This is a genomic window from Pseudomonas yamanorum (genome assembly GCF_013386765.1).
GTDB lineage: Bacteria > Pseudomonadota > Gammaproteobacteria > Pseudomonadales > Pseudomonadaceae > Aquipseudomonas > Aquipseudomonas yamanorum_A.
Window position 1 is genome coordinate 23,344 of the sequence record NZ_JACARE010000045.1, and the last position, 21,768, is coordinate 45,111.

Consider the following 21,768-nt stretch of genomic DNA (forward strand, 5'->3'; position numbering starts at 1 on the left):
AATGAACTCAGAGCTTCCAATCCAGTGCAAGGCTGATGGAACGTGGGTCTCCCCAATACACGCCATTATAAAACCCGACGCGTTCGTAATATTTTTTATCAAATAGGTTGTTGATATTAAGTGACGCCGACAAGTGGTCGTCGAACTGGTAGCGGGACATCAGGTTGACCACCGTGTAGGCCTGCTGAGTGATCCGTGTACGTTCCCTGATCAGCGTTCCACTGGTGTCCCGGCCCACCGGGCGATAGGCAAAGTCGTAGAAGTCACTCTGCCAGTTCACCGCGCCGCCCACGGTCAGCGCATGCCACTCGCCGGGCAGGCGGTAGGCCGTGGACACGCGGAGCAGGTTCAGCGGCAGGTTGGTGTTATTGCGCTGCTTGTCGCCGTTCAGGGAGTGGGTGTAGGTGTAGCCGGCGGTCAGGTTCCAGTCAGGTCGCACCTCCCCGGAAACTTCCACCTCGAAGCCCTGCACTTTGTTGCCTTTGCCGCCGGATTTGTAAAACTGCTCACCCGTCTCCTCGTCCGGTTGGGCCGAGCTGTCCAGTTCCGCGACGTTGTCCTGCTTGCTCCAGAAGTACGCGGCTGCCACGTTCACACGTTCCTCCAGCAGGCTGCCCTTGAGGCCCACTTCATAGTTGCTGCCCACCACCGGCTCCAGGTACTTCTTGCTGGCGTCGCGCTCGCTTTGCGGGTTGAAGATATCCGTGTAGCTGGCGTAGACGGTGTACTCCGGCGTCAAGTCGTAGAGCAGGCCCGCGTAGGGTGTCCACATGTCGTTGTGGGTCTGGCTGGATTTTGACGCGCCGAGGTACTGGTCGGTGTCCTTGTCGTAGTTGTACGTGGTGCTTTCAATCTCCCAACTGCCGTAACGGCTGCCCAGTACGGCATGCAGGCGATCGGTCAGGCTCAGGCGGGTGGCCAGGTAGCCGGCCTTCTGGCGGGTGCTGCCTTGTTCGCCCTTGAGGCCGGTATTGGAGTCGGGGAATTTGCCGATTGCGCCCATGTGTTTCCAGTCGTCGATGCTGGTGTAGTCCTTGGGCACCGGGCCGTCGCGCAGGTGTGGCGAAGAATCGTGCTGCTCGGATTCGCCGTAGCCCACCATCAATTCGTGCTCACGCCCCAGCAGCGAGTAGGAACCGGCCAGGTTCAAGTCCACCACGTCCATTTTCGAGGTGCCGAGCATGTGGCTGGTCCAGGCGGTCATGCCGCTGCGGTCGGCATTGGGAAAGCCCGAGCCGCCGTAGTAGACCTTGCCGTCGGTGTCGCTTTCGCGGTGGGTGTACGCGGCCTTCAGGTGCCAGTCACCGGCCAGACGGTGGTCGAGGGTGGCGAAGGTGGTTTCGTCTTTCAGTGGCCATGAACTCCAGGTGGCCGCGATGTTGGCGGAGCGGGGCAGCTTGGCTTTGCTGCCGTCGCTGTTCCAGTAGGGCAAGGTGCCCCAGGCCGTGCCCTGCACATGCTTGTTCTGGTAATCGAAGCCCACCGCCAGCACGGTGTCGTCGGTGAGGTCGCCCTCGAGGATGCCGTAGCCGACTTCCCGCTGCAGCGCGTAGTTGTCGCGATAGGACTGGCTGTCCCGGTAGGCGAGCACCGTACGGCCCCGCAGGCGCCCATCGAAGGCCAGGGGGCCGCCAACGTCCAGGTAGCTGTAGTAATTGTCATGGGAGGCGCCACTGACGCCCGTCTTGGCCTGCCACTGTGCGGTCGGGCGTTTGCGCACCATGTTGACAGTGGCCGAGGGGTCGCCGGCGCCGGTGGTCAGGCCGGTGGCGCCGCGTACCACCTCGACCCGGTCGTAGATGATGGTGTCGGCATCGGACTTCATGCGGCCGAAGGTGTTGAGCATGCCGTCAATCTGGAAATTAGTGATGCCGTAGCCGCGGGAGGAGTAGCCGACACGGTCGGAGTCCAGGTGCTGCACCACCACGCCGGTGGTCTGGCGCATCACTTCGGTGAGGGTGTTGAGGTTGAAGTCGTCCATCTGTTGGCGGGTGATCACCGAGACCGACTGCGGGGTTTCCTTGATGGACAGGTTCAACTTGGTGGCGGTGCTCATTGAGCCTGTGGTGTAGGCACCGGTATGTTCGGTGTTGGCGCCAAGGCCTTCGGCGGTGATGCTGGTGCTGCCCAACTCCAGCGCTTTGGATTCCTGGTCGGGGTCGTTTTCGGCCAGCAGGTCCGGGCTCAGCACCACGCTGAAGAGGCCCAGGGTCAAGGTCATGGAACGGGTAATAGGCGCGAACATCGCGGCGAACTCCTTGTCGTCTATGAAAAATGCCATTGGCTCAAAGACGAAAGGAGGCGGGGAACTTTAGCGCTAAACGAGAATAATTATTATCTTGTTGCCGCAGCCAGGTCGGGTTTCACCACATTGCGCGGATGAAACCCGGGCTGTTCAAGCTACTTGAGGACCACGTTGGCGGCGTCGGTCTTTGGCTTGATCAGGCTGAAATCAATCAGCGGCTTTTGCTGGCGTGCATACGGATCGCCAATCAGCAACGGTCGTGGCTTGAAGCTGTCACTGACCAGGCTCTTGCTGTGATCCAGTTCATCGAAGCTCAAGCCCGCCATGTCGGCCCAGGTATGGATCAGCTGCGAGCTGCTGTAGGGCCGTTGCAAGTCACCGGCAAAGCTCCAGTCATGGCTTTCGCGCCACTTGGGCGAGGCATAGGCCATGAATGGAATGGTGTACATCGGCGCCGTCGGCTTGCCTTCGTTGCGGCCCAGGGTGCTGTGGCCGGCCGAGTCGAACACGTCTTCACCGTGGTCCGAGAGGTACAGCAGGAAGCCGTTCGGGTCGGTCTTGGCGTAATCCTTGATCAGGCTCGACACCACGAAATCGTTGTACAGCACGGCGTTGTCGTAGCTGTTGTAGGTCGGCAATTGTGCGTCGCTGATCCCGGCCGGCACGCCCTGGCGATCGGTGAACTTGTCGAAGGTCGGCGGGTACCGGTACTGGTAGCTCATGTGGGTACCCAGCAGGTGCACCACGATGAATTTGCGCTCGGCGGTGTCAGACATCGCCTTGGCAAACGGCTCCAGCACGTCGCCGTCGTACTGGCGCGCGTTCTGGTTGCGGTTGTTGTTCAGGTACACCTGCTCGTCGGCCTGTTCGGAAAAGGTCGTGAGCATGGTGTTGCGCTTGGTCATGGTCTGCTGGTTGGTGATCCAGAAGGTCTTGTAGCCGGCCTGCTTCATCACGCTGACGATGGACGGGGTTTTCAGGTACAGGTCCGGGTTTTCTTCGTCGGCGAAGGTCAGCACCTGTTGCAGCGCTTCGATGGTGTAGGGGCGCGGGGTGATGACGTTGTCGAACACCGCCAGTTGGTCGCGCAGCTTGTCCAGTTCCGGCGTGGTGTTGCGCGGGTAGCCGTACAGGCTCATGCGCTGGCGGTTGGTGGACTCGCCGATCACCAGCACCAGTGTCGAGGGCTGGCCGGCCATGCTGTCCTTGAGGTTGGTCAGGGGCGGGATCTTGCTGGCGCTGGTCAGCATGCCTTGCATGTTGTCCAGTTGTTCGGTGTAGCGCCGGTAGGCGACGATCATCTGCCATGGCACGGCCGGTTCGATGCGGGTTTCGAAGCGGTCGATGGCCAGTTCCATGGTTTCGCTCTTGGCGATCTGTTTGACCAGCGGGTAACCGACGATGGCAATCACGATCGCCGTGGCCGCCAGTATTGCCTGGCCACGGGGCAGGTACACCGGACGCACACGGGTCCACAGGAAAATGGCCATGGCAGTGTGGGCAATGAACGCCAGCACGATCCACCAGGCAAAGTATTGGGTGGCGTACTCGCCCGCTTCAGAGATGTTCGACTCGAACATGATGAAGATGACGCTTTGGGAGAATTCCTGCTGGTAGATGAAGAAATAACCCAGGGCGGCCATGGAGCAGGCCCACAGCACCACGCCAATCAATCCCGCCAGCAGGCGCGCGCGACGCGGGAACAACAGCATCGGTGCCAGCCACAGGGCGCTCATGAAGAATGCCTGGCGGAAACCGCTGAAGCCGGAGGTGCCGGTCAGCTGGATCAGCAGTTGGGTAATGCCCGAGAAATACCAGAAGAACAGGAACATCCAGCCGAGGCCGGCCCAATCAAAACCTTTCGCAGACGTGGTGCTGCGTTTGAACATCGACATCCAGCGCTCCAACCCAATGATTTTTCAGTCGCCGCGCGAGCAAGCACGCAGCAGAAGGCCTGCGCACGTGGCGCGGCCTTAATGGGCGGGAGTATCGGGAGGGGGATGTGAAAACTTCGTGAGTTATTCCTGAACGGTTCGTTCAGCTCACGTTCAGCAAAGGGCGGGCTGGTTGCCGGACGGCTGGTTGAGCTGGCCCTGCAAGTGTGAACGCAGACGCATGACTTCCTGCTGCAGTTGATCGCGTTCGTCTTTCAACTGGCGCAATTCATCACGGCGAATGGTGACGTAGAGGGTCTGTGGCGGACGGGTCATGTGTGCAGTGCTCATTGCTTACCTCGCAAATAGCCGGTGTATCGCGGTGCCAGAGCGCTCGATTCAAGGCTCTCGGCAGCAGTCGGGGCAATTCTGAATTCTTTTTTTAACGAAGGGAACTTTTTTATTTTTGATGGTCGTTGTGACTTTTATCGCACTGAAGGCTAAAGGATGGCCACTTTTTGTCATGAAACTATGCCAATCCGCTCTGGACTAACCCTCATTAGCCTCATTGCGCTATAAACTGTGACACACATTTATTCGTAGTAAGGAGCATCAGCACATGCAACTGGGGATTATTGGACTAGGCCGCATGGGTGGCAACATTGCGCGGCGCCTGATGCTCAATGGGCATACCACCGTGGTTTACGACCGCAATGAAGCATTCGTGAAAGGTTTGGCAGGCGAGGGCGCCACGGGCGTTGCCGACCTGGCTGGCCTGGTGGCCGGGCTGCAAAAGCCCCGGGCAATCTGGGTGATGCTGCCGGCAGGCGACCCGACCGAGAACACCATTGAAGAATTGAGCCAACTGCTGGAAGACGGTGACGTGATCATCGACGGCGGCAACACCTTCTATAAGGATGACATCCGCCGGGCCAAGGCCCTGTCGGAAAAAGGCCTGCATTATGTCGACGTCGGCACCTCGGGCGGCGTCTGGGGCCTGGAACGCGGCTACTGCATGATGATCGGCGGCGACGTCGAGACGGTTAAGCTCCTGGATCCGATCTTCGAAAGCCTGGCCCCGGGCCTGGGGAACATCCCGCGCACCAAGGACCGTTCTGCCACAGCGGACAGCCGTGCCGAGCGTGGTTATATCCACGCGGGCCCAGCCGGTTCCGGGCACTTCGTGAAGATGATCCACAACGGTATCGAGTACGGAATGATGCAGGCCTTCGCTGAAGGTTTCGACATCCTCAAAACCAAGAACTCGGAAAACCTGCCGGAAGATCAGCGTTTCGACCTGAATGTTGCCGACATCGCCGAGGTGTGGCGCCGTGGCAGCGTGGTCTCGTCCTGGCTGCTGGACCTGACCGCCGATGCACTGGCCACCGATCCGAAGCTCGACGGTTATTCCGGTTCTGTCGCCGACAGTGGCGAAGGCCGCTGGACCATCGAAGCCGCCATGGAGCAATCGGTGCCGGTACCGGTGCTGTCGAACTCGTTGTTCGCGCGCTTCCGCTCGCGTCAGCAGAGCACCTACGGTGACAAAATGCTTTCTGCCATGCGCTTCGGCTTTGGCGGCCATGTGGAGACACCCAAAAAATGACCGCCAACGGCAAGAAACCAAAGGCCGAACCCGCTCCGCCCACCACACTGTTTCTGTTTGGTGCCCATGGTGATTTGGTCAAGCGCCTGCTGATGCCGGCGCTGTACAACCTCAGTCGCGACGGGCTGCTGGGCGATGGCTTGCGCATCGTGGGGGTTGATCACAACGCCATCAGCGACGCCGACTTCGCCAAGAAGCTCGAGGACTTCATTCGCACTGAGGCCGCCAGCAAGGTCAAGGGCAATGCCGAAAACGCCCTGGATCCTGTGTTGTGGGACCAGTTGGCCAAAGGCATCAGCTACGTCGAGGGAGACTTCCTCGACGACGGCACCTACGCCGATATCGGCAAGAAGATTGCCGACAGCGGCACCGGCAACGCGGTGTTCTACCTCGCGACCGCGCCGCGCTTCTTCGCCGAAGTGGTGCAGCGCCTTGGCGCTGCCGGCTTGCTGGAAGAAACCCCGGAGGCGTTCCGCCGGGTGGTGATCGAGAAGCCGTTCGGCTCCGACCTCGCCACCGCCGAAGCGCTGAACGCCTGCCTGCTCAAGGTGATGAGCGAGAAGCAGATCTATCGCATCGACCATTACCTGGGCAAGGAAACCGTCCAGAACATCCTCATCAGCCGTTTTTCCAACGTGCTGTTCGAGGCGTTCTGGAACAACCACTACATCGACCACGTGCAGATCACCGCTGCCGAAACCGTTGGCGTGGAAACCCGTGGCAGTTTCTTCGAGCACACCGGCACTTTGCGGGACATGGTCCCCAACCACCTGTTCCAGTTGCTGGCGATGATCGCCATGGAACCGCCGGCCGCCTTTGGCGCAGATGCGGTACGGGGCGAAAAGGCCAAGGTGATCGGGGCCATACGGCCCTGGTCGCTGGAAGACGCACGGGCCAACTCGGTTCGCGGCCAGTACACCGCCGGTGAAGTCAACGGCAAGCAATTGCCGGGCTACCGCGAAGAGGCCAACGTTGCGCCCGACAGCAGCACCGAAACCTTCGTCGCCCTCAAGGTGCTGATCGACAACTGGCGCTGGGTGGGCGTGCCGTTCTACCTGCGCACCGGCAAGCGCATGAGCATCCGCGACACCGAGATCATCATCTGCTTCAAGCCGGCGCCTTACGCGCAGTTCCGCGATACCGAGGTCGATGAGCTCAAGCCCACGTACCTGAAGATCCAGATCCAGCCCAATGAAGGCATGTGGTTCGACCTGCTGGCGAAAAAGCCCGGGCCGACCCTGGACATGGCCAATGTGGAGCTGGGGTTTGCCTACAAGGACTTCTTCGAGATGCAGCCGTCGACGGGTTACGAAACCCTGATCTACGACTGCATGACCGGCGACCAGACCTTGTTCCAGCGCGCCGACAACATCGAAAACGGCTGGCGTGCGGTGCAGCCGTTCCTCGATGCGTGGAAGCAGGACGACGGTATCCAGGCGTACAAGGCGGGTGAAGACGGCCCGGCGGCGGCTGACGCGCTGCTGGCCCGCGATGGCCGAACGTGGCACAGCCTCGGATGAGTGACTTGCCGAGTCAACCCATCCGGTTTGTCCTGAGTGATATGGATGGCACGTTGCTGCATCCGGATCACAGCCTCAGTCAACGCACCATCGAGACGGTTCGCGCCTTGCGCGCGGCCGGGGTGTTTTTCAGCCTGGCCAGCGGGCGCCCGCCCAAGGCCATGCGTCAGCAGGTCGAAGCACTGGGCATTGATGTGCCCATTGCCGGCTTTAATGGCGGCACGCTGGTCAATCCCGACGGCAGTATCCTGGTGGCGCATCACTTGCCGGCGGAAGCCGCGCTGGTGGCATTGGCCTTGTTTACGCCGCAGCCCGACGTGGAAGTCTGGCTGTTCGCCGACGGCGATTGGCTGCGCCGCGATCCTGGCGGGCCGATGGCGGTTCGCGAGGAGCACGGCCTGGGCTATGGGGCCATCGTGGTGGAGAGCTTCGAGCCGTATCTGGATCGGGTCGACAAGATTGTTGCCGCCAGTACCAATACCCAACTGCTGATCGAGCTTGAGGCGCAGTTGCAGCCCAGGGTCGAGGGATTGGCCCAGGTGTCGCGTTCACAGCCGGTGTTCCTGGATGTGACCGCCATGAAGGCCAACAAGGGCGAAGCCTTGAGAACCCTTGCGGCGCACCTCGGTGTGCCACTGGAACAGACGGCAGCTATCGGTGATGGCGGCAACGATCCGGCGATGTTTCACGTGGCCGGGTTGTCGATTGCCATGGGGCAGGCTGACGAGGTGGTCAAGCGTCAGGCCAGCGTCGTTACCGGCAGTAATGTCGATGATGGCGCGGCGGAAGCCATTGAGCGGTTTATTCTCTCGGCCTATTAATTGGCAAGCAGCGTAATAAGTAGCCAGCTATGCAAAGTTGCAACTTGCATGGCTGGCTACTCACTCGTGTTAATAGCAGTCAATATACTGTGCGGTCTGGCGGCGTACTTTCCAGAGCCGCCGAGCGCCAGTTTCAGTTACTTGGGCATCGCCCAGGATTGCAACTGATAGCCATCTTTGTCGAGTTCGGCGCGGGCCTGCAACAGCAAGTTCTCTAGCTGTGCCGGGTCCGAATAAGTGCTCGAAGACAGCTGTTTGCGTCCGATACGAGTATTGGTGCGGTCGATGACGCTCAGGCTCAGGGCGCCGTTGCCGTCGTGCCAGGCCACACATTGAAAGGGCTGGAAGGCACGGTCTGCGATCAAAAGAGCTTCGTTGATGCGGAGCGGGGCGTTCATGGGGTCTTCTCTCTAAGTGCCCATTCAAGTGAAGTCGTTGGTTGGGCGTGCCTGACGACTGGTTACTTGTACTGATGCACGATCACCGGGTACGGGTCACATGTTAGAAGAAGATTTTTTAACTTTCCCTGATTAAAGTCATGTAAGGGCTATTTTGAAAGCTTCTTGAAAGTTACGCCGCGGCAATTGACCGCAGGGTCGTGACCGAAAAGCGCGGTTTACCTGTGACTTATAGCGAATCGGTACAAAGGCTGCGTCAAGATCTTGCTAGGGTTACCAGCAGACTTTCCAAATAGCTGTTTTTAAATAACTTTAACGATTTTGACGCCAAGGAATAGTCATGATTGTTACACCTGCCCAGCGTCGCCTGCTTGTGGTTGATCCTTGTGATGACTGCCACCGGCTATTGCCGGGTTTGCGCACGGCGGGGTGGGACGTAGACAGCTGTGCCCTGGAGGCGGTGGGTGAGCGCTCCTGTGACGTGGGATTGTTGCGCCTGCAGCCGTTTCACCTGGAGCGACCCGAAGCGGTCAAGGAACTGATCAGCCGCAGCGGCACCGAGTGGATCGCCGTGCTTAACCAGGAAGTGCTGCGCCTGCAGAACGTCGGCGATTTTGTCTGCGAATGGTTCTTCGATTTCCATACCTTGCCGTTTGATGTGTCGCGGGTGCAGGTCACCCTGGGCCGCGCCTTTGGTATGGCGCGTCTGCGGGGCAAAGGCAACAACGCGCCTGCCGGCCAGCCCGAACACGAACTGTTGGGCGACAGCCGCCCCATCCGGGAACTGCGCAAACTGCTGGCCAAACTGGCGCCCACCGAGTCCCCGGTGTTGATTCGTGGCGACAGCGGCACCGGCAAGGAGCTGGTCGCCCGCACCTTGCACCGCCAGTCCCAACGCCACGCCAAGCCCTTTGTGGCGATCAATTGCGGGGCGATCCCTGAGCATCTGATCCAGTCGGAACTGTTTGGCCATGAGAAGGGCGCCTTTACCGGTGCCCACCAGCGCAAGATCGGACGGATCGAGGCGGCCCATGGCGGCACCTTGTTTCTCGATGAGATCGGTGACTTGCCCATGGAACTGCAAGCCAACCTGTTGCGCTTTCTCCAGGAAAAACAGATTGAGCGGGTCGGGGGCAGCCAACCGATTCCGGTGGATGTGCGGGTACTGGCGGCCACCCACGTCGACCTGGAAGCCGCGGTTGAAAAGGGCACTTTTCGGGAAGACCTGTATTACCGGCTCAACGTCCTGCAAGTGGTGACTGCGCCGTTGCGCGAGCGCCATGGTGATGTGGCGATGCTGGCCAACCATTTTTCGCACTTCTACAGCCAGGAAACCGGGCGCCGCCCCCGCAGCTTCAGCGAAGATGCGTTGGTGGCCATGGGCGAGCACGGCTGGCCGGGCAACGTACGTGAATTGGCCAACCGCGTGCGCCGGGGCCTGGTGCTGGCGGAAGGGCGGCAGATCGAAGCCGTTGATCTGGGTTTGCAAAGCCAACAGGCAATCGCGCTGCCGATGGCTACACTGGAAGATTACAAACACCGCGCCGAACGTCAGGCGCTGTGCGATGTGCTCAACCGGCACAGCGACAACCTGAGTGTCGCGGCCCGTGTGCTGGGGGTTTCCCGGCCGACGTTCTACCGGTTGCTGCACAAACACCAGATCCGCTAGGGCGGGTAAACCGAAAAGCCCCGCAACGACCCTTATCGTTGCGGGGCTTTTCCCGTTGTCATGCCTTAAAAATAATACGGGAACTTCAGGCTGAAGCTGAACGAAGGCGCATCCGGCGTGATCCCGATGGCCAGGTTCGGCACGATGGTCAGGTTGTCGGTTGCCGCAATCGTCATGCCCACGTTGAAGTAACCCGCGTTGGCGTCGCTGGAAACCACCGATTGCCAGTCGCCGCCATCCTGCTTGAGCTTGCTCTTGCGTTGCACCAGGTCGGACACCGAGAACGACATACTCATCTTCTCGTTCAACGCAAATGCAACGCCGGCGCCGATCTGGAAGCTGTCGCCCAGTCGTACCTTGCCGGGGATCTTCTGGGCAGGGTTGGAGCTTATGTCGCTGAACGAGTCTTCGAGGTTATGGGTATACGACAGCGACCCAAACAGCACCGCCGGGTCGAACGTCTTGACCAGCGAGATGCCTGGTGTGATCGACCACACGCCATTGCCGGTGGGCAGGTTTTCCGGCACGTAGAGATTGGTGTTGCTCGGCGACTGGATCAGCTTGATGCCAAACGGGTCTTCGCCGGTAGGCGCCTTGACGCGCACCGACACGACCGCATCCGGCAGGTTGACGCTCTCGTCGAGGAACTTGTAGGCAATCCCGAAGTTGATGTCCCCGATAGTCGGGTCGCGGGTGACCGATTGTTCCGAAGTCTCCGTGCCACCGCCGCCGTTGGCACCACCGGACTGATAAGTCGACTCGCGATACACCACCGGCACGTTCACGTCGAACTGCCAGCGGTTATCGAGGTTGTAGCGGCCAGTGAGGTCGAGGGTCCAGCTGTCCGACTTGATCCGGTCCAGGTTGATATTGCCAAGGAAGATCGAGTCCAGCGCCAAAAAGCCGTTGAGGGTCAACTGGCGGGCATCGTAGCGGGAATAGGTGACGCCGGTTTCGAAGCTGAACTTGCCATTGCCAAAGAAGCCACTGGCCTCGTTGTACAGGTTGCTCACGCTTTGTGCCGGGGCCGAGTCGTCCTTGAGGGATTGCCCGTACGACGCACCACCGGCAGCGCCGCCGGAGGCTGCAGCTGCGCCCACTCCAGGCGTGTTGCCAGCCACGGTGGTGCCGCCTTTCTGGAAGTCTGCCGGGGATTTGGCCAGGCGTTTCGGTGGCGGGGCGGCCGGCTGTTCTTCCACCTGACGCACCCGTTGTTCCAGCACCGCCAGTGCTTTTTGCTGCACTTCGTAGCGTTGCTTGAGTTCCAGCAATTCCTTTTTCAATGTGTCGATGTCGGTGTCCGGCGCGGCATACAACATGGATGCGGGCAGGAGCGTGCTTAAACAAATTACAGCCCGTAGCGATAGCGATCGATGCATGAAATAAGCCGTCCCTTTCTATTGCACAAGTGTCGAGGCACAGCGTAGTTCAATAACCGTTAGTGCGTAGGGCCCTGAGCTGATTCAAGTTGAGGTTCTGCCCCAAATTGTTCAAACCGTTGTTGCCCAGCACTACATTGAGTTGGGTCATGTTGCTGACAAAGTTGCTGTTACCCTGCAAAACCGTGCCTTGCAGTACGTTGCCGCCGCCAATTTGCTGGACCACGTTGCCTTGATTGTTGGCCGCCAGGATCGCCATTTGCAGCCCGCCATTCTTCGCCGAAACGCTGACCTGGCCAGCACCGCTGTTGCCGGTAATGGTTTGGCCGGCGACCAGCGCCTGCCCGGATTGCACGATATTGGCGGGAGACAGGCCGTTCTGGCTGACGTTGATGTCGACGTTGTTGTTCGCGGTATTGCCATCGCCCGCTGCGCGTACGCTTTGGGTGACGCCCTGGCCGGTGCCCAGCCCTGAGCCGCCGACGACCGTGCCGGTGCCGGTGTTGGGCGTTGAACCGTTGCCGGTGGTGCTGGTGGTGGTCACATAAAACTGCGGGGTGATGGTCGACGAATTGATGTGCATGCTGGCCGAGCCGGTGATGCTGTCGCCCACGGCGTTGGTCCAGGTGCTGCTCATCACAATCCCGAAACTGATGATCCGGCCCGGCATCACGTAGCGACCGCGCAGGTCAGCCAGTTCCGAATCCTTTATTTCAATCGGTTTGAACACCGATGACGCGTAAGCGGGCATTGAGGCTGCCAGGCACATGACCGTCAGCCAACGGTAAGTGTTCATCGTTTGCTCCTGGAGCGTCCTGCCCCTTATTGCGCTTCTAGAAGAAGTCGCTCTGGATAAAACCGAAGTCCATCAATTCACTGTCCCGGACCGGACTGAACTCATTGAGCCGGTCTTTCGCGGTCAACGGAGTGGGCGGGTCGAGCAGGGTGTTGGTCTTGTCGTAGCCCTCGCCCAATACGGCGAAGACGATGCCATTCCAGCCTTTGACGAAGTCGTCCTTGGCATAGCGCTTGTGGCCCAGTACCGGGTCGCCAATGTAGACCCAGTCCTTGTCGGCGCGCTGCATCACCACGAAGTGCTTGTAGCCGCGGATCTCCAGCAGTACCACCACCGGGATTTTCACCGTGAGCAGCGTGTCTGCATTGATCCGGTAGCCCCGTGCGCGCATGCCGATGCTTTCCAGGTACCGCTTCATGTCCAGCATGGAAAAGCCCTGGGTACGCACCAGGTCTTGATCGGCGTTGACCAGCATGCCCTTGATGACGTGGTCTTCATCCACATCCATCCAGTAGGCCTGGCGCAGGATGGTGGCCAGGGAGGCTGCACCGCAGCTGAAATCGGTTTTCTGTTCCACCAGGTTGGCGAACTTGCGTTCACGGATGCTCTCGACCTTTTTGTAGATCACGCCACCGCCGGGCATGGCAGCAATCGCCATTTGCCCCGCCCAGGTCGGGCCGGTGAGCAATAACAGGAAGGTGAGGGCGATGATCCGCATGATCGAATGGCCTGGAGGACACTGGAATAAAAAGGGGCCTTGTTGCCAAGGCCCCGTTGGATCAGAAGCGCACGCCAGAGGAGATCACAGTGGTGTTGCCTTGCTGATTGCCCACGCCAGCCGAAATGTTTGCGCCCAGGTTGCCGGACGAACCATTAAGGGAGTTATTTGCGCTGGCGTTGTTCACGACAGGCAGATAAGTGGTGCTGTGGTGACCGGATTGCACAGCCACGGTGTTCAGGTAGGCATTGTCTACGCTGGTTTGGGTGGTGTTGCTGGAAGCCGCTGCAGCAGCGCCGCTGGCACTGGCAATCGCCAGTTGGTTTTTCTGTTGGTTGAAGTTGCCGGCGGTAGCGTTCACACCCAGGTTACCGGAGCTGCCGTTACCCGAGTTGTTGAGCGACGCGTTGTTGTGGGTAGCCACTTGTACGGAGATGTTGTTGCGGTTGTCCTGGGTAATGGTGCCCAGGGCAAACACAGCGTCCGCATCGCCGGCGGCAATGGCGGTCTGGTTGTCTTGTTGGTTGCCGTCACCCGAGGCGATGTTGGCCTGGGCGTTGCCGCTGCTGCCATTCAACGAGTTGTTGGCCGAAGCGTTGTTTTGAGTGCCGAGGTTGAGCACGCCGTTGCCGTGGCTCGACTGAGCATCAGACACCGCTGCAACTGTCGCTTCAGGGGCAGGTTGAGGATGACCGCCACCGCCATGGCCGCCAGCGTTTGCAGCAACAGCCATGAGAGCAGTCAGAGCGAAAACCAGTGGTTTAAGAGCCATTGTAGGTTTCATGGTGTATCTCCTTGCTTCTAATTAGTTGGTTAAGTGTTGGTACGGTCCAGCTTCAAGCTCCAATGAGTCATTGGATGTTCACATTCAGGGCGTTAGCCATGCGGTTCCCCACCCCGGCACTCTGATTCACCTGTACCACTCCACGGCTGCCGGTGAAGGCCTGGTCGCTTGTGACGACCTGGCGGCTGCCAGTGGTAGAGGTGAACCCTGAGTTTGGTGACAGCGCCACGTTCTGTTGCGACATGACGCCGTCGTCGATGCTCTGCGGGCCAGCATTCACGCTGATCCGCACGGCATTGATCATCTGGTTATTGGCCCCGGCCGACTGGTTGATGCCCAGTACACCGCTGCCATTGCTGAAAGAGTTGCCCTGGATCGTCACCTTGGCGTTCTGCGAGCGGTCGGCAGGTGCGCCGCCGATGGTCTGAGTGATCGAGACCCCAGACTGGGCATTGCCGCCCGTTGAAATCACCCGGTTGTTGGTTTGCTGTTGTTGATCCCCGGCCGCTTGGTTGATCGAGACGATGCCGTTGTATTGTTTGCCGGAGTTGTCGATCACTGCGCTGTTGTCGGCCATGGCCGATGTACTGCTCAGGATCGCGAGGAATAACCAGGAATATTTCATCTCATTGGCCTCCCATCAGGCTGCCGATGTTGTTCAGGGGGGCCATGCCGCGGGAGATCGAGCCGTTGATCTGGCCGGAGAGGCTGGAGCCGCCACCATGGCCGGCCGCTGGGCCGCCACCGAGGCCCACGCCACCGCCGTTGTTGGTCAAGCCGGGAAGGTTGCCGCCAGGCAGGATGGCGCGAGTGATGCTGGAACCGCTGCTGATGTTGGCGTAGTCGTTATCGCTCAGCTCGCTGGTGGCCCGCAGAATCTGTGGCGCCGCGTTGGCATTGACGGTGACGGGATTGGGGTCGACGCCGGCGGAGCGGCCGGCCATGTGGCCCTGAACAGTGCGTTGGATCACGATCACGCCGTCGCCTGCCGCGAGCACTGGAAGGCTCACGCTGGTACTCAGTACACAGCTGATCAGCAGTAGGCTCAATGAGCCTGGATTAAGTGTCTTCACGACGGCATTCCTTATTCTTTGGCGCTGACCCTAAACAGCGTTGTCAGGAAGAGAGCAGGAGCTGTGCCGCTTTTGATTTTGTGAAGAGATTCAAAGCGTTATGAATGCGAGATAAGAAATGCCGGCGGGATGTGTTCCAGAAGTGAGACAGCAGGCCCGCACCCAGCCCGCCCGGCAGGTGTCTCAGGGATGAAACACTGCGCGCCACAAACCCGGCAGTCCGCAGCCGGCTGTCAACTCAGCCGGTGCAAGTGTTTCAAAAGTGGACGGTTCCAGGCAGCGGGCACCCTTGAAGAAGGGCGCAGGCCTTCCCTCCAGGCTTAGCCCTTCGGAGTTTTACGCGGAATGGAGTTGAGTACGGGGTTGCCGTCCTGGTTCTGGGTCAGGTAGACCGGCAGGACCTTGGGCAGGGAGGGCACGAGGTTGGTCACTTCGTTGATGTTGTAAATGCCACCGATGCGAATAGCACCAGTGCCGGCGTCGGCGAGCATCACCGGTTTGCTCAGGTAGCGATTGATCAGCGGCAGCGCATCGGCCAGGGCCAGGTTGTCGAGGATCAACTTGCCGTCACGCCAGGCCAGGGCCGTGTCGCCGGGGGCAATGGGTTGCAGTTGAGGACTGGCGTCGCCATGGGTATAGCTGGCCTGCATGCCGGGAGACATGCGCAGCCCGCTGTGGATATCGTCACTGGTGACCATTACCGAGCCTTCCAACAGCATCACCCGCACATGGTCTTCATATTTCCAGACGTTGAACTGGGTACCGGTCACCCGAACCTGCCCGTCGCCGGCGCGCACTACAAACGGGTGTTGCGCGTCATGGCTGACCTTGAAAAATGCTTCGCCCTTTTTCAGGATGACCCGGCGCTGGTCCTTGTAATTGCTGTAGACCAGCTCGGTGCCCAGGTTCAGTTCCACCTGGCTGCCATCGTCGAGGGTGACCTGGCGCAGGGTATTTTCGGCTTCGTAATGCTTGTACGAACTGGGCAGCCAACCGGCTTCCCAGCCGGTGAAGGCTGCCAGTGGCAACGCCACCAGGCAGACCGCCGCTGCCACTGCGTAGTGGTTTAAACGGCGACGAGGTTTGAATGGCGCCACGACAGGTGCCGGAGCGCTGCGTGGCAGGTGATCGGCCACGTCCCAGATTTCCAGCATGGCGGCGTATTCGAAGGCGTGCAGTGGATGCGCATCGTGCCACTGCTCGAAAGCCTGGCGCTCGGCCGTCGTGCAATCACCCGCATGCATGCGCATGCACCAGTGCGCAGCGGCATCGGTGATGGCGTCGTATTCGGCTTCTGAAAGGGACTTATCTGTCATTAACTCATCCTGATTTCCCACATTCTAACCTCCACAGCAGGAGTGGGAGAACAGCCATCATGGCGAATGAACATCAATTGGAACTAATTCTCGTCTGCAAGGCCCTAAAAATCAGGACAGGTCACATTCTTTCCCTCAATGGAGTACGAAAATGCTTAAGAAAACCTTAGCCGCCCTCGTTGCAACATCAGCCTTGCTCAGCGCCGGGGCCGCCTTGGCCGACAAGCCGGGCGCGGGATGGATCACCATCGAAAAAGCCATCGAGACGGCCAAGACCAAGGCCGGTTATATCGAGATCTACAAGATCGAAGCCGACAACGATGGCTACTGGGAAGGGGAAGGGCGCAAGTCCGATGGCATCGTCTATGAGTTCCGCATCGACGGCGCTTCAGGTAACGTGTTGCGCGACCAGAAAGACTGATAGGCGTTGATTTGATTGACCCTGCGCAGACCCGGCCGGGCCTGCGCAGGCATGCTCTTCACGGCGTTTGATGCCCTATGGCCGGTATCGGGTCCAGTTGACGTCCCAGGGTGGTAATCAGCAGGGTCAATGAGTCGGCGTTGTCCATCTGGGTATCGAAGCGCCGGGTCAGGTTGGTTTTGAAAATTCCTCTCGCATTGCTCAAGTCCACGCCACCGGTGGTCTGCAGAATCTGCTCCTTGATGTAATCGTCCTCGGGATCGGTTCCCAAGTCATCCCCAAACGCACCCGTAGCATCCATTGATTTGAACAGCTGCCTGAAGGGCGTGCTCACCGAGTAGGCATTTTCCTGTATGTCTTGTATCCAGTCGCGAAGCTCGCGCCCGTCCTGGGTCTGGACTTCCATGAGGTCGGAAAAAGGCACGACCGTATTGAGGTACGCCGCGTCGACGGTGTTGCAGACAATGTGGGTCAACTCGTGGATCAGCGTGGTGGCGCGCGCGTGCACTTCCCTGTCGAAGTAGCCGGTCAACTGGCTCTCGAAGAGTGACAGGGGCGTATTGAAGAAATTCTCGGAGAGGTAGATGCAGCGATCCGGGTCATCGTCGATGGTAAAGGCCCAGTGCCGTTCGGGCTCTGCGATATGCGCGCCGGCAATGAACCGTTTGGAATTGAGTGAGTAGAGCGACGGGTCCAGCACCTCTTCGAGGATGGCATCGACGGTGGCCTGGAGCTTTTTAACCAGCGCCTGAGGAAATTCCCCCGGCCCGGTGTCGGTGTCTGCCGGGATGCCAAAGAAGCGGTTGACGAAGCGATGGATGCGGGTGACCCGCGGGTATTGGGGGGCCAGCAACTGGAGATTCTGCTGGCAGTTGTGCAGGTAAAACGTCGCCAGGTCCAACGCATCGACTATCGCCTGGGCTCTGCGTGGCGAAAGGCGCCGAATCGCGGCCATGCCCCGCGCTTCGATGTTCATCACATCACGTGCCACGTTCCTGACGGCCCGCCGTTCGAGCATTCGGCTGAATCCGGGGCCGTGCCGGCGTATCAGCGGGCGCGTATCCAGGTGCCATTTGCGCTCGGTGTCCAGGCGCATGTGAGGCCCTTTGGACTGCGCATTGAACAGCCGCCAGTCGCTGCCGCTCTTTTCGGCGTGATACACCTTGCCCTCATAGGGAAGGTAATGACGGTTGGTTTTTGTGGTGAAAACTCCGGTGGTGGCACTCGGTGATTCCAGGCTTGGCTCGTGGGCCTCGTAGGCTTGCAGCCGGGTGCGTGCCTGGGCAGTCAGGTCGATCTCCTGCCATGTGCGGCTTTTTTTCGTCATCTCTGAGGGTGGTTCAGCGTTGTTTGTAACCGCCGGCGTGTGCATCAGATCGCGCAACGTGGCCATTTGTCCGACGCCATCGATAAACGTCTGCAGTGCCAGGCGCCATTGGTGTTGCTGCAAGGCTTCGGCGGAAGCCTTGAACAGGCGGTAGCTTTGCCAGACCACTATCGGCAGCATCAGCTTGCCGGGCAACAACTCGAGTGCCTGCTGCAGGCCGCCGGTAAACAGTGCCTTGATGGTGTCCCAGCCGGACTGGCCGTCAGGCTGGTTCTGCTGTTCAAGCATGTGCGACATCAGGGCGATGTTGTCCCGGTACAGGTGTTTGAGCGCATGGCCCTGGATCGGCGTGGTAGCCACGGAGATTTCGGAAACGCTGCCTGCCGTACTGGCCCAGAGGTTTTTGTAGGTGGCCTGTTCGGTGGTGGGCAGCAGGCCGATGACCCAGTCCTGCAACTGGCCGGGGAGGTTGAGGCGATGCAGCAGGCTGGCCGGGTTTTCAAACTCCTGGAACGTCAACTGCGGGCAATACGGCGTGTACAGCACCAGTGGCTGTTTTTCGGTCGCGCTGATCACGTAGACCCCGAGGGCCTTGATAGCGCGGGCGCCCACCGTGGCGATCAACTCCAGCGGGCGGATGATCGCGGTGGCGCCTTCGACGGCGGCGCGGGCGATGGCGTCGGGCATGTCGACGATCTGCTGAATCAGGCTCAAACCTGCGGGTGACAGGCGCTCTTGCAGCATCAGCGCGTGGGCATGTTGCAATAATTGCCAGGGCAACTGCCGGATAAACCGTTGCTCGCGAGCCGCGGCACCGGGTTTGCCCGGGGTGAGTTTCTCGGCCAGATAGGCCTGTTTGTCCTGCTTGAGTGTCAGGCGTGCCAATAGCTGGCGTATGACTACGGGCGTCAGGCCGGTGACGGTGGAATCGACGTCGAAGGTGGCGGCTTGCTGCGTGATGTGATTGAGGGCGTAATCCACCAGGTTCTGCCGTTGCCCGGCGAGGACTAGACGGGGCTTGATGTAGACGTTTGTCGGGGACACGGTGTAGTCCATCAACAAGGTACTGAGCTTGTCGTGGACATACTGGGACAGTGATGAAAAGTCGTGCAGGTAATCGGTGTCATCGTTGAGGTTATGGCGGTATTGCTCAAGGATTTCCATATGGCGTTGCTGCTCCATGACCGGCGCCATGCCCAGCCAGGCGGGCAAGGACTGTTGCGCCATCAGGGTTTGGGCGATCTGTGCGGTGTGTCGCAGGCCGGTGACGGGCAAGGCCTTGTCCAGCGCTGCGAAACGGTTTAACAGTGCGCTACCGGGTAAATTGAGCGTCAGGCAGTGGACGCGCTGTGCGATGCAGTGGTCTATCCAGGACTGCTGGCGATGTTGCGCCACATCGCCGTTGATCAGCATGAAGCTGCCCAGGGCGTAGTGCAGATGCGGCTTGCGTTGGCGTGGATCGAGGTTGTCCAGGAGCGAGCCGCGCCGCTCGGGATCGGCGAGCCGGCGTTCAAGCTCGGCGCGCAATTGGGCGATGTTGGCGAAACGTTCCAGGCTACGTGCCGGTGTCCACATCAGCGCCCTGCCGGAATGGGACGGGTCCAGGCCACCGCGTTCGGTGAGTATCAGGCAATGGGCCAGTGGCACCCGTTGCGCTTGGCCCGACGGCTCGACGGTCAGGGCATAGGCGTCCGGAACGAAACCATCCAGCCCCTGGCGCCGGCGCCGATCCGGGTATTGATGATCAAACACCGTGTTGACCAGTGCCTGGTCACGGGCGTCCAGGCTGTTGTTGAGACGCCGCAACCGGGCTTCTCCCTGGATGGCCACCGACATGGCATGGGCCATGGGGGCCTTGAGGTTTTCCAGATACACACGGGGCAGGCTCGCAATGTCGTGGTTGCGCAATTGAACCAGCGCCGCGTCCAGCATGGTGTTGGCCCGCGTAATGTCCAGGCGGGTGGTTTTTTTCGCCAGGCTCTTTTTCGCTGGGTGATACAAACCGTAGTCGGAGGTTTGGGGGATTGGTCCGAGGCCTCGGGTCAAGCGCCCGACGAGGTAACTGGACAGGCTTTGACTTTCCAGGGGCGGTGCCGCTTGTGTTGCACCTGCGGTACCGGCGTATCGGTTGATGTAGATCGCATCGGCGTCCAGGTCGCTCAGCAGGTGAAGGTTGAACTGCGCTGCCAGTACCTGACGGATGCTGCCCGCCAGGGTCGGTTGGGCGCGGACCTGCACGGCCAGTGACTCCTCGATGCTGTCCATCTGCTTTTGCAGCAGCGTGGCGCGCTCTGCGGTGAGCGATACCGGACGTGTGGGGTCGGCGAGCACCGAGTGCGCGGTCCAACGGCCCGCGGTATCCAGGCCCGGCAGTTGGCTGTCAATCATGTAGCGCACGTCCAGCGCATAATCCACCAGGGCCGAGGGCTCTATGGCGGCTCGCGTGCGCCGGTACAGGTCCAGGGCATAGCCGAGGTTCTGCTGTTGCTTGACGACGATCTCTTCGAACAACTGCTCAAACAGGTTGCCTTGCAGGCGCACGCCGGAAAACTGCGGCGCCTGGAAGCCGGCAAACAGCGCCCGCTCTTGCAGGGACATCAGGTTGTAGAGGCCTTCGTCATAACCCGGCGCCTTGGCCATCGACTTGAGGGCGTTCATCAAGTCATCGTAGTTTCCAAGTACTTGCAGGCCCAGGCCCGGGGTGTAGAAAAATGTCTGGGTGTTACCGATCATCAAGGTGCTGGCCAGTGAGACGGTGTTGGACGGGTGCTCCCAGATCTGCACCTTTTCGAAGCGCAGCGTATCGGCGACGTTTTCGGTTTGGTACAGCGCGGCCAGCGCCTGGTTTTGCGCGGCACTGATGATCGAGTTTTGGCGTTTGAGCAGCAGGTCCAGCCGTGCATTTGCCGCCATCGCGCGGGCGAAAAAGGCCCGACGGGAAAGACCCGGTGATAGCTCGCTGTTCCAGAACGTCTCCAGCGCGCTTTGCAGGAACGGTGTCAGTTGCCCGGCGGCCTGGCGGATCGCGGTTTCCCAGCGTTGCGCATCCTTGGGATCGGGTGTGCGCCTGGGATGGAGAAACTCCCGGGTTTGCCCGGGCGGCCACGCTTGCTCGCGGTAAAACAACAGTACGGCATCCGTGATCTGCAGGGAGTCAAGCCAGTGAGGTGTGCGGTTCTGCAGTGGTTGGCGGGCGAAAAAGCTGACACGCGCGGCGCTGGGGTCAAGTTCGGGGAACAGCGGGCGACAGACCATGGCCAGCAGTTGCGACAGCAAGCTATTCAGCACCGGTAGCTGTTTCAACTCAGTCAGCATCGCCTGGCGATTTTTGTCCTGATAACCGCTGAGGGTCGCTTCCTGCTCTTCAAAAACCCCCTCAAGTATGGCTTCGGCGGTCAGTACTCGCGTGCTGTCTGGTACCTGCGCGTCCTGTGTTTGCAGGGGCAGGAAACACAGCAGCTGCGCCGCTTGATCCGGGACTTTCATACGCTCGCTCAATGCGGCCAATATTTGCGTGCGGTTATCGAACTTTTCCAGGCCGCCGTAGGGCGTGTAGAGGAACGCGTGGGGGTAAGCAGTGGTCGAGCTCAAGATAAAGCTGCCCGCCAGCTCGACCGCGTCGGGGCGGTGTTTATCGAGCCAGATGCGCTGGGCAATCATTGGCGGCGATTGCTGGCGGCGCGCAGTGTCGGTGGCGAAAAACACCTTGCCGAGAAATTCATGGTCCTTGCGGTCGAGGCCCAGCTGCCGTTCACGATCCGAAACGTTCCAGCCATCACGCAGCGCTTCAGGGAAAAAATAGGGTAGGGGAGTCTGGCTCATGC

At 60.0% G+C, this 21,768-nt stretch carries 17 protein-coding genes; 5 read left to right on the forward strand and 12 right to left on the reverse strand.

Features of this window, described 5'->3' with window-relative positions; translation table 11 throughout:
* Positions 1 to 7: 7 nt before the first annotated feature.
* From HX875_RS28050 to HX875_RS28060, 3 genes are all read right to left on the reverse strand, one after another.
* A complete protein-coding gene (locus HX875_RS28050) occupies positions 8 to 2,245 on the reverse strand; it encodes a TonB-dependent siderophore receptor (protein ID WP_177047717.1) in 2,238 nt (745 codons plus the stop codon).
* A 155-nt stretch (positions 2,246 to 2,400) separates the two neighbouring features.
* Complete coding sequence (locus HX875_RS28055; protein WP_177047719.1) at positions 2,401 to 4,140, reverse strand: phosphoethanolamine transferase CptA; 1,740 nt, start codon at positions 4,138 to 4,140, stop codon at positions 2,401 to 2,403.
* Between the two features lie 153 nt (positions 4,141 to 4,293).
* A complete protein-coding gene (locus HX875_RS28060) occupies positions 4,294 to 4,470 on the reverse strand; it encodes a DUF6026 family protein (protein WP_256348195.1) in 177 nt (58 codons plus the stop codon).
* A gap of 244 nt (positions 4,471 to 4,714) precedes the next feature.
* On the opposite strand from HX875_RS28060, the gene gnd reads away from it, so the two are divergent.
* From gnd to HX875_RS28075, 3 genes are read left to right on the forward strand one after another with little or no spacing between them, the layout of a single operon-like run.
* Positions 4,715 to 5,722, forward strand: a complete 1,008-nt coding sequence (gene gnd, locus HX875_RS28065; protein ID WP_294734059.1) for a phosphogluconate dehydrogenase (NAD(+)-dependent, decarboxylating) — start codon at positions 4,715 to 4,717, stop codon at positions 5,720 to 5,722.
* Positions 5,719 to 7,242 carry a glucose-6-phosphate dehydrogenase gene (gene zwf / locus HX875_RS28070; protein WP_177047725.1) on the forward strand — a complete coding sequence of 508 codons (1,524 nt, stop codon included), beginning with the start codon at positions 5,719 to 5,721 and terminating at the stop codon, positions 7,240 to 7,242. The genes gnd and zwf overlap by 4 nt, the downstream gene beginning before the upstream one ends.
* Positions 7,239 to 8,063 (forward strand): HAD family hydrolase, encoded by an 825-nt coding sequence (locus tag HX875_RS28075; RefSeq protein WP_177047727.1) that lies wholly within the window; start codon positions 7,239 to 7,241, stop codon positions 8,061 to 8,063. Before zwf ends, HX875_RS28075 begins: the two co-directional genes overlap by 4 nt.
* A 137-nt stretch (positions 8,064 to 8,200) precedes the next feature.
* Here the strand turns inward: HX875_RS28075 and HX875_RS28080 are convergent, their stop codons facing one another.
* Complete coding sequence (locus tag HX875_RS28080; RefSeq protein WP_177047729.1) at positions 8,201 to 8,461, reverse strand: hypothetical protein; 261 nt, start codon at positions 8,459 to 8,461, stop codon at positions 8,201 to 8,203.
* Positions 8,462 to 8,801: 340 nt separating this feature from the next.
* Between HX875_RS28080 and HX875_RS28085 the strand changes: the two genes are divergently transcribed.
* Positions 8,802 to 10,130: a sigma-54 dependent transcriptional regulator gene (locus HX875_RS28085; protein ID WP_177047731.1), complete on the forward strand. Its 1,329-nt coding sequence runs from the start codon at positions 8,802 to 8,804 to the stop codon at positions 10,128 to 10,130.
* Positions 10,131 to 10,195: 65 nt separating this feature from the next.
* Here HX875_RS28085 and HX875_RS28090 read toward each other — a convergent pair whose 3' ends face one another.
* The 7 genes from HX875_RS28090 to HX875_RS28120 form a co-directional block, all read right to left on the reverse strand.
* Entirely contained in the window at positions 10,196 to 11,509 is a 1,314-nt protein-coding gene (locus HX875_RS28090; protein ID WP_177047733.1) for a hypothetical protein, read from the reverse strand.
* Positions 11,510 to 11,558: 49 nt separating this feature from the next.
* Positions 11,559 to 12,305 (reverse strand): hypothetical protein, encoded by a 747-nt coding sequence (locus HX875_RS28095; protein ID WP_177047735.1) that lies wholly within the window; start codon positions 12,303 to 12,305, stop codon positions 11,559 to 11,561.
* Between the two features lie 37 nt (positions 12,306 to 12,342).
* Positions 12,343 to 13,023, reverse strand: coding sequence for a C39 family peptidase (locus tag HX875_RS28100; RefSeq protein ID WP_177047744.1), 681 nt, complete (start codon positions 13,021 to 13,023; stop codon positions 12,343 to 12,345).
* 61 nt (positions 13,024 to 13,084) lie between these two features.
* Positions 13,085 to 13,795 carry a hypothetical protein gene (locus HX875_RS28105; protein ID WP_177047836.1) on the reverse strand — a complete coding sequence of 237 codons (711 nt, stop codon included), beginning with the start codon at positions 13,793 to 13,795 and terminating at the stop codon, positions 13,085 to 13,087.
* A 79-nt stretch (positions 13,796 to 13,874) separates the two neighbouring features.
* Positions 13,875 to 14,432 carry an adhesin gene (locus HX875_RS28110; RefSeq protein ID WP_177047745.1) on the reverse strand — a complete coding sequence of 186 codons (558 nt, stop codon included), beginning with the start codon at positions 14,430 to 14,432 and terminating at the stop codon, positions 13,875 to 13,877.
* Between the two features lies 1 nt (position 14,433).
* Positions 14,434 to 14,880 carry a hypothetical protein gene (locus HX875_RS28115; RefSeq protein ID WP_177047747.1) on the reverse strand — a complete coding sequence of 149 codons (447 nt, stop codon included), beginning with the start codon at positions 14,878 to 14,880 and terminating at the stop codon, positions 14,434 to 14,436.
* Between the two features lie 320 nt (positions 14,881 to 15,200).
* Positions 15,201 to 16,196, reverse strand: a complete 996-nt coding sequence (locus HX875_RS28120) for a FecR family protein (RefSeq protein ID WP_177047749.1) — start codon at positions 16,194 to 16,196, stop codon at positions 15,201 to 15,203.
* Between the two features lie 151 nt (positions 16,197 to 16,347).
* On the opposite strand from HX875_RS28120, the gene HX875_RS28125 reads away from it, so the two are divergent.
* Positions 16,348 to 16,617 (forward strand): PepSY domain-containing protein, encoded by a 270-nt coding sequence (locus tag HX875_RS28125; RefSeq protein ID WP_010172920.1) that lies wholly within the window; start codon positions 16,348 to 16,350, stop codon positions 16,615 to 16,617.
* Positions 16,618 to 16,675: 58 nt separating this feature from the next.
* Here the strand turns inward: HX875_RS28125 and HX875_RS28130 are convergent, their stop codons facing one another.
* The gene (locus HX875_RS28130) at positions 16,676 to 21,766 is read right to left on the reverse strand and encodes a DUF6543 domain-containing protein (protein WP_177047751.1); all 5,091 of its coding nucleotides are present in this window, start codon (positions 21,764 to 21,766) and stop codon (positions 16,676 to 16,678) included.
* Positions 21,767 to 21,768: the final 2 nt, after the last annotated feature.

What these genes read in the sequence shown, in the direction of transcription:
- HX875_RS28050 (WP_177047717.1), bottom strand. Translation starts at nt 2,245, where the DNA reads ATGTTCGCGCCTATTACCCGTTCCATGACCTTGACCCTGGGCCTCTTC.
- HX875_RS28055 (WP_177047719.1), bottom strand. Translation starts at nt 4,140, where the DNA reads ATGTCGATGTTCAAACGCAGCACCACGTCTGCGAAAGGTTTTGATTGG.
- HX875_RS28060 (WP_256348195.1), bottom strand. Translation starts at nt 4,470, where the DNA reads ATGAGCACTGCACACATGACCCGTCCGCCACAGACCCTCTACGTCACC.
- zwf (WP_177047725.1), top strand. Translation starts at nt 5,719, where the DNA reads ATGACCGCCAACGGCAAGAAACCAAAGGCCGAACCCGCTCCGCCCACC.
- HX875_RS28075 (WP_177047727.1), top strand. Translation starts at nt 7,239, where the DNA reads ATGAGTGACTTGCCGAGTCAACCCATCCGGTTTGTCCTGAGTGATATG.
- HX875_RS28080 (WP_177047729.1), bottom strand. Translation starts at nt 8,461, where the DNA reads ATGAACGCCCCGCTCCGCATCAACGAAGCTCTTTTGATCGCAGACCGT.
- HX875_RS28085 (WP_177047731.1), top strand. Translation starts at nt 8,802, where the DNA reads ATGATTGTTACACCTGCCCAGCGTCGCCTGCTTGTGGTTGATCCTTGT.
- HX875_RS28090 (WP_177047733.1), bottom strand. Translation starts at nt 11,509, where the DNA reads ATGCATCGATCGCTATCGCTACGGGCTGTAATTTGTTTAAGCACGCTC.
- HX875_RS28095 (WP_177047735.1), bottom strand. Translation starts at nt 12,305, where the DNA reads ATGAACACTTACCGTTGGCTGACGGTCATGTGCCTGGCAGCCTCAATG.
- HX875_RS28100 (WP_177047744.1), bottom strand. Translation starts at nt 13,023, where the DNA reads ATGCGGATCATCGCCCTCACCTTCCTGTTATTGCTCACCGGCCCGACC.
- HX875_RS28105 (WP_177047836.1), bottom strand. Translation starts at nt 13,795, where the DNA reads ATGGCTCTTAAACCACTGGTTTTCGCTCTGACTGCTCTCATGGCTGTT.
- HX875_RS28110 (WP_177047745.1), bottom strand. Translation starts at nt 14,432, where the DNA reads ATGAAATATTCCTGGTTATTCCTCGCGATCCTGAGCAGTACATCGGCC.
- HX875_RS28120 (WP_177047749.1), bottom strand. Translation starts at nt 16,196, where the DNA reads ATGACAGATAAGTCCCTTTCAGAAGCCGAATACGACGCCATCACCGAT.
- HX875_RS28125 (WP_010172920.1), top strand. Translation starts at nt 16,348, where the DNA reads ATGCTTAAGAAAACCTTAGCCGCCCTCGTTGCAACATCAGCCTTGCTC.
- HX875_RS28130 (WP_177047751.1), bottom strand. Translation starts at nt 21,766, where the DNA reads ATGAGCCAGACTCCCCTACCCTATTTTTTCCCTGAAGCGCTGCGTGAT.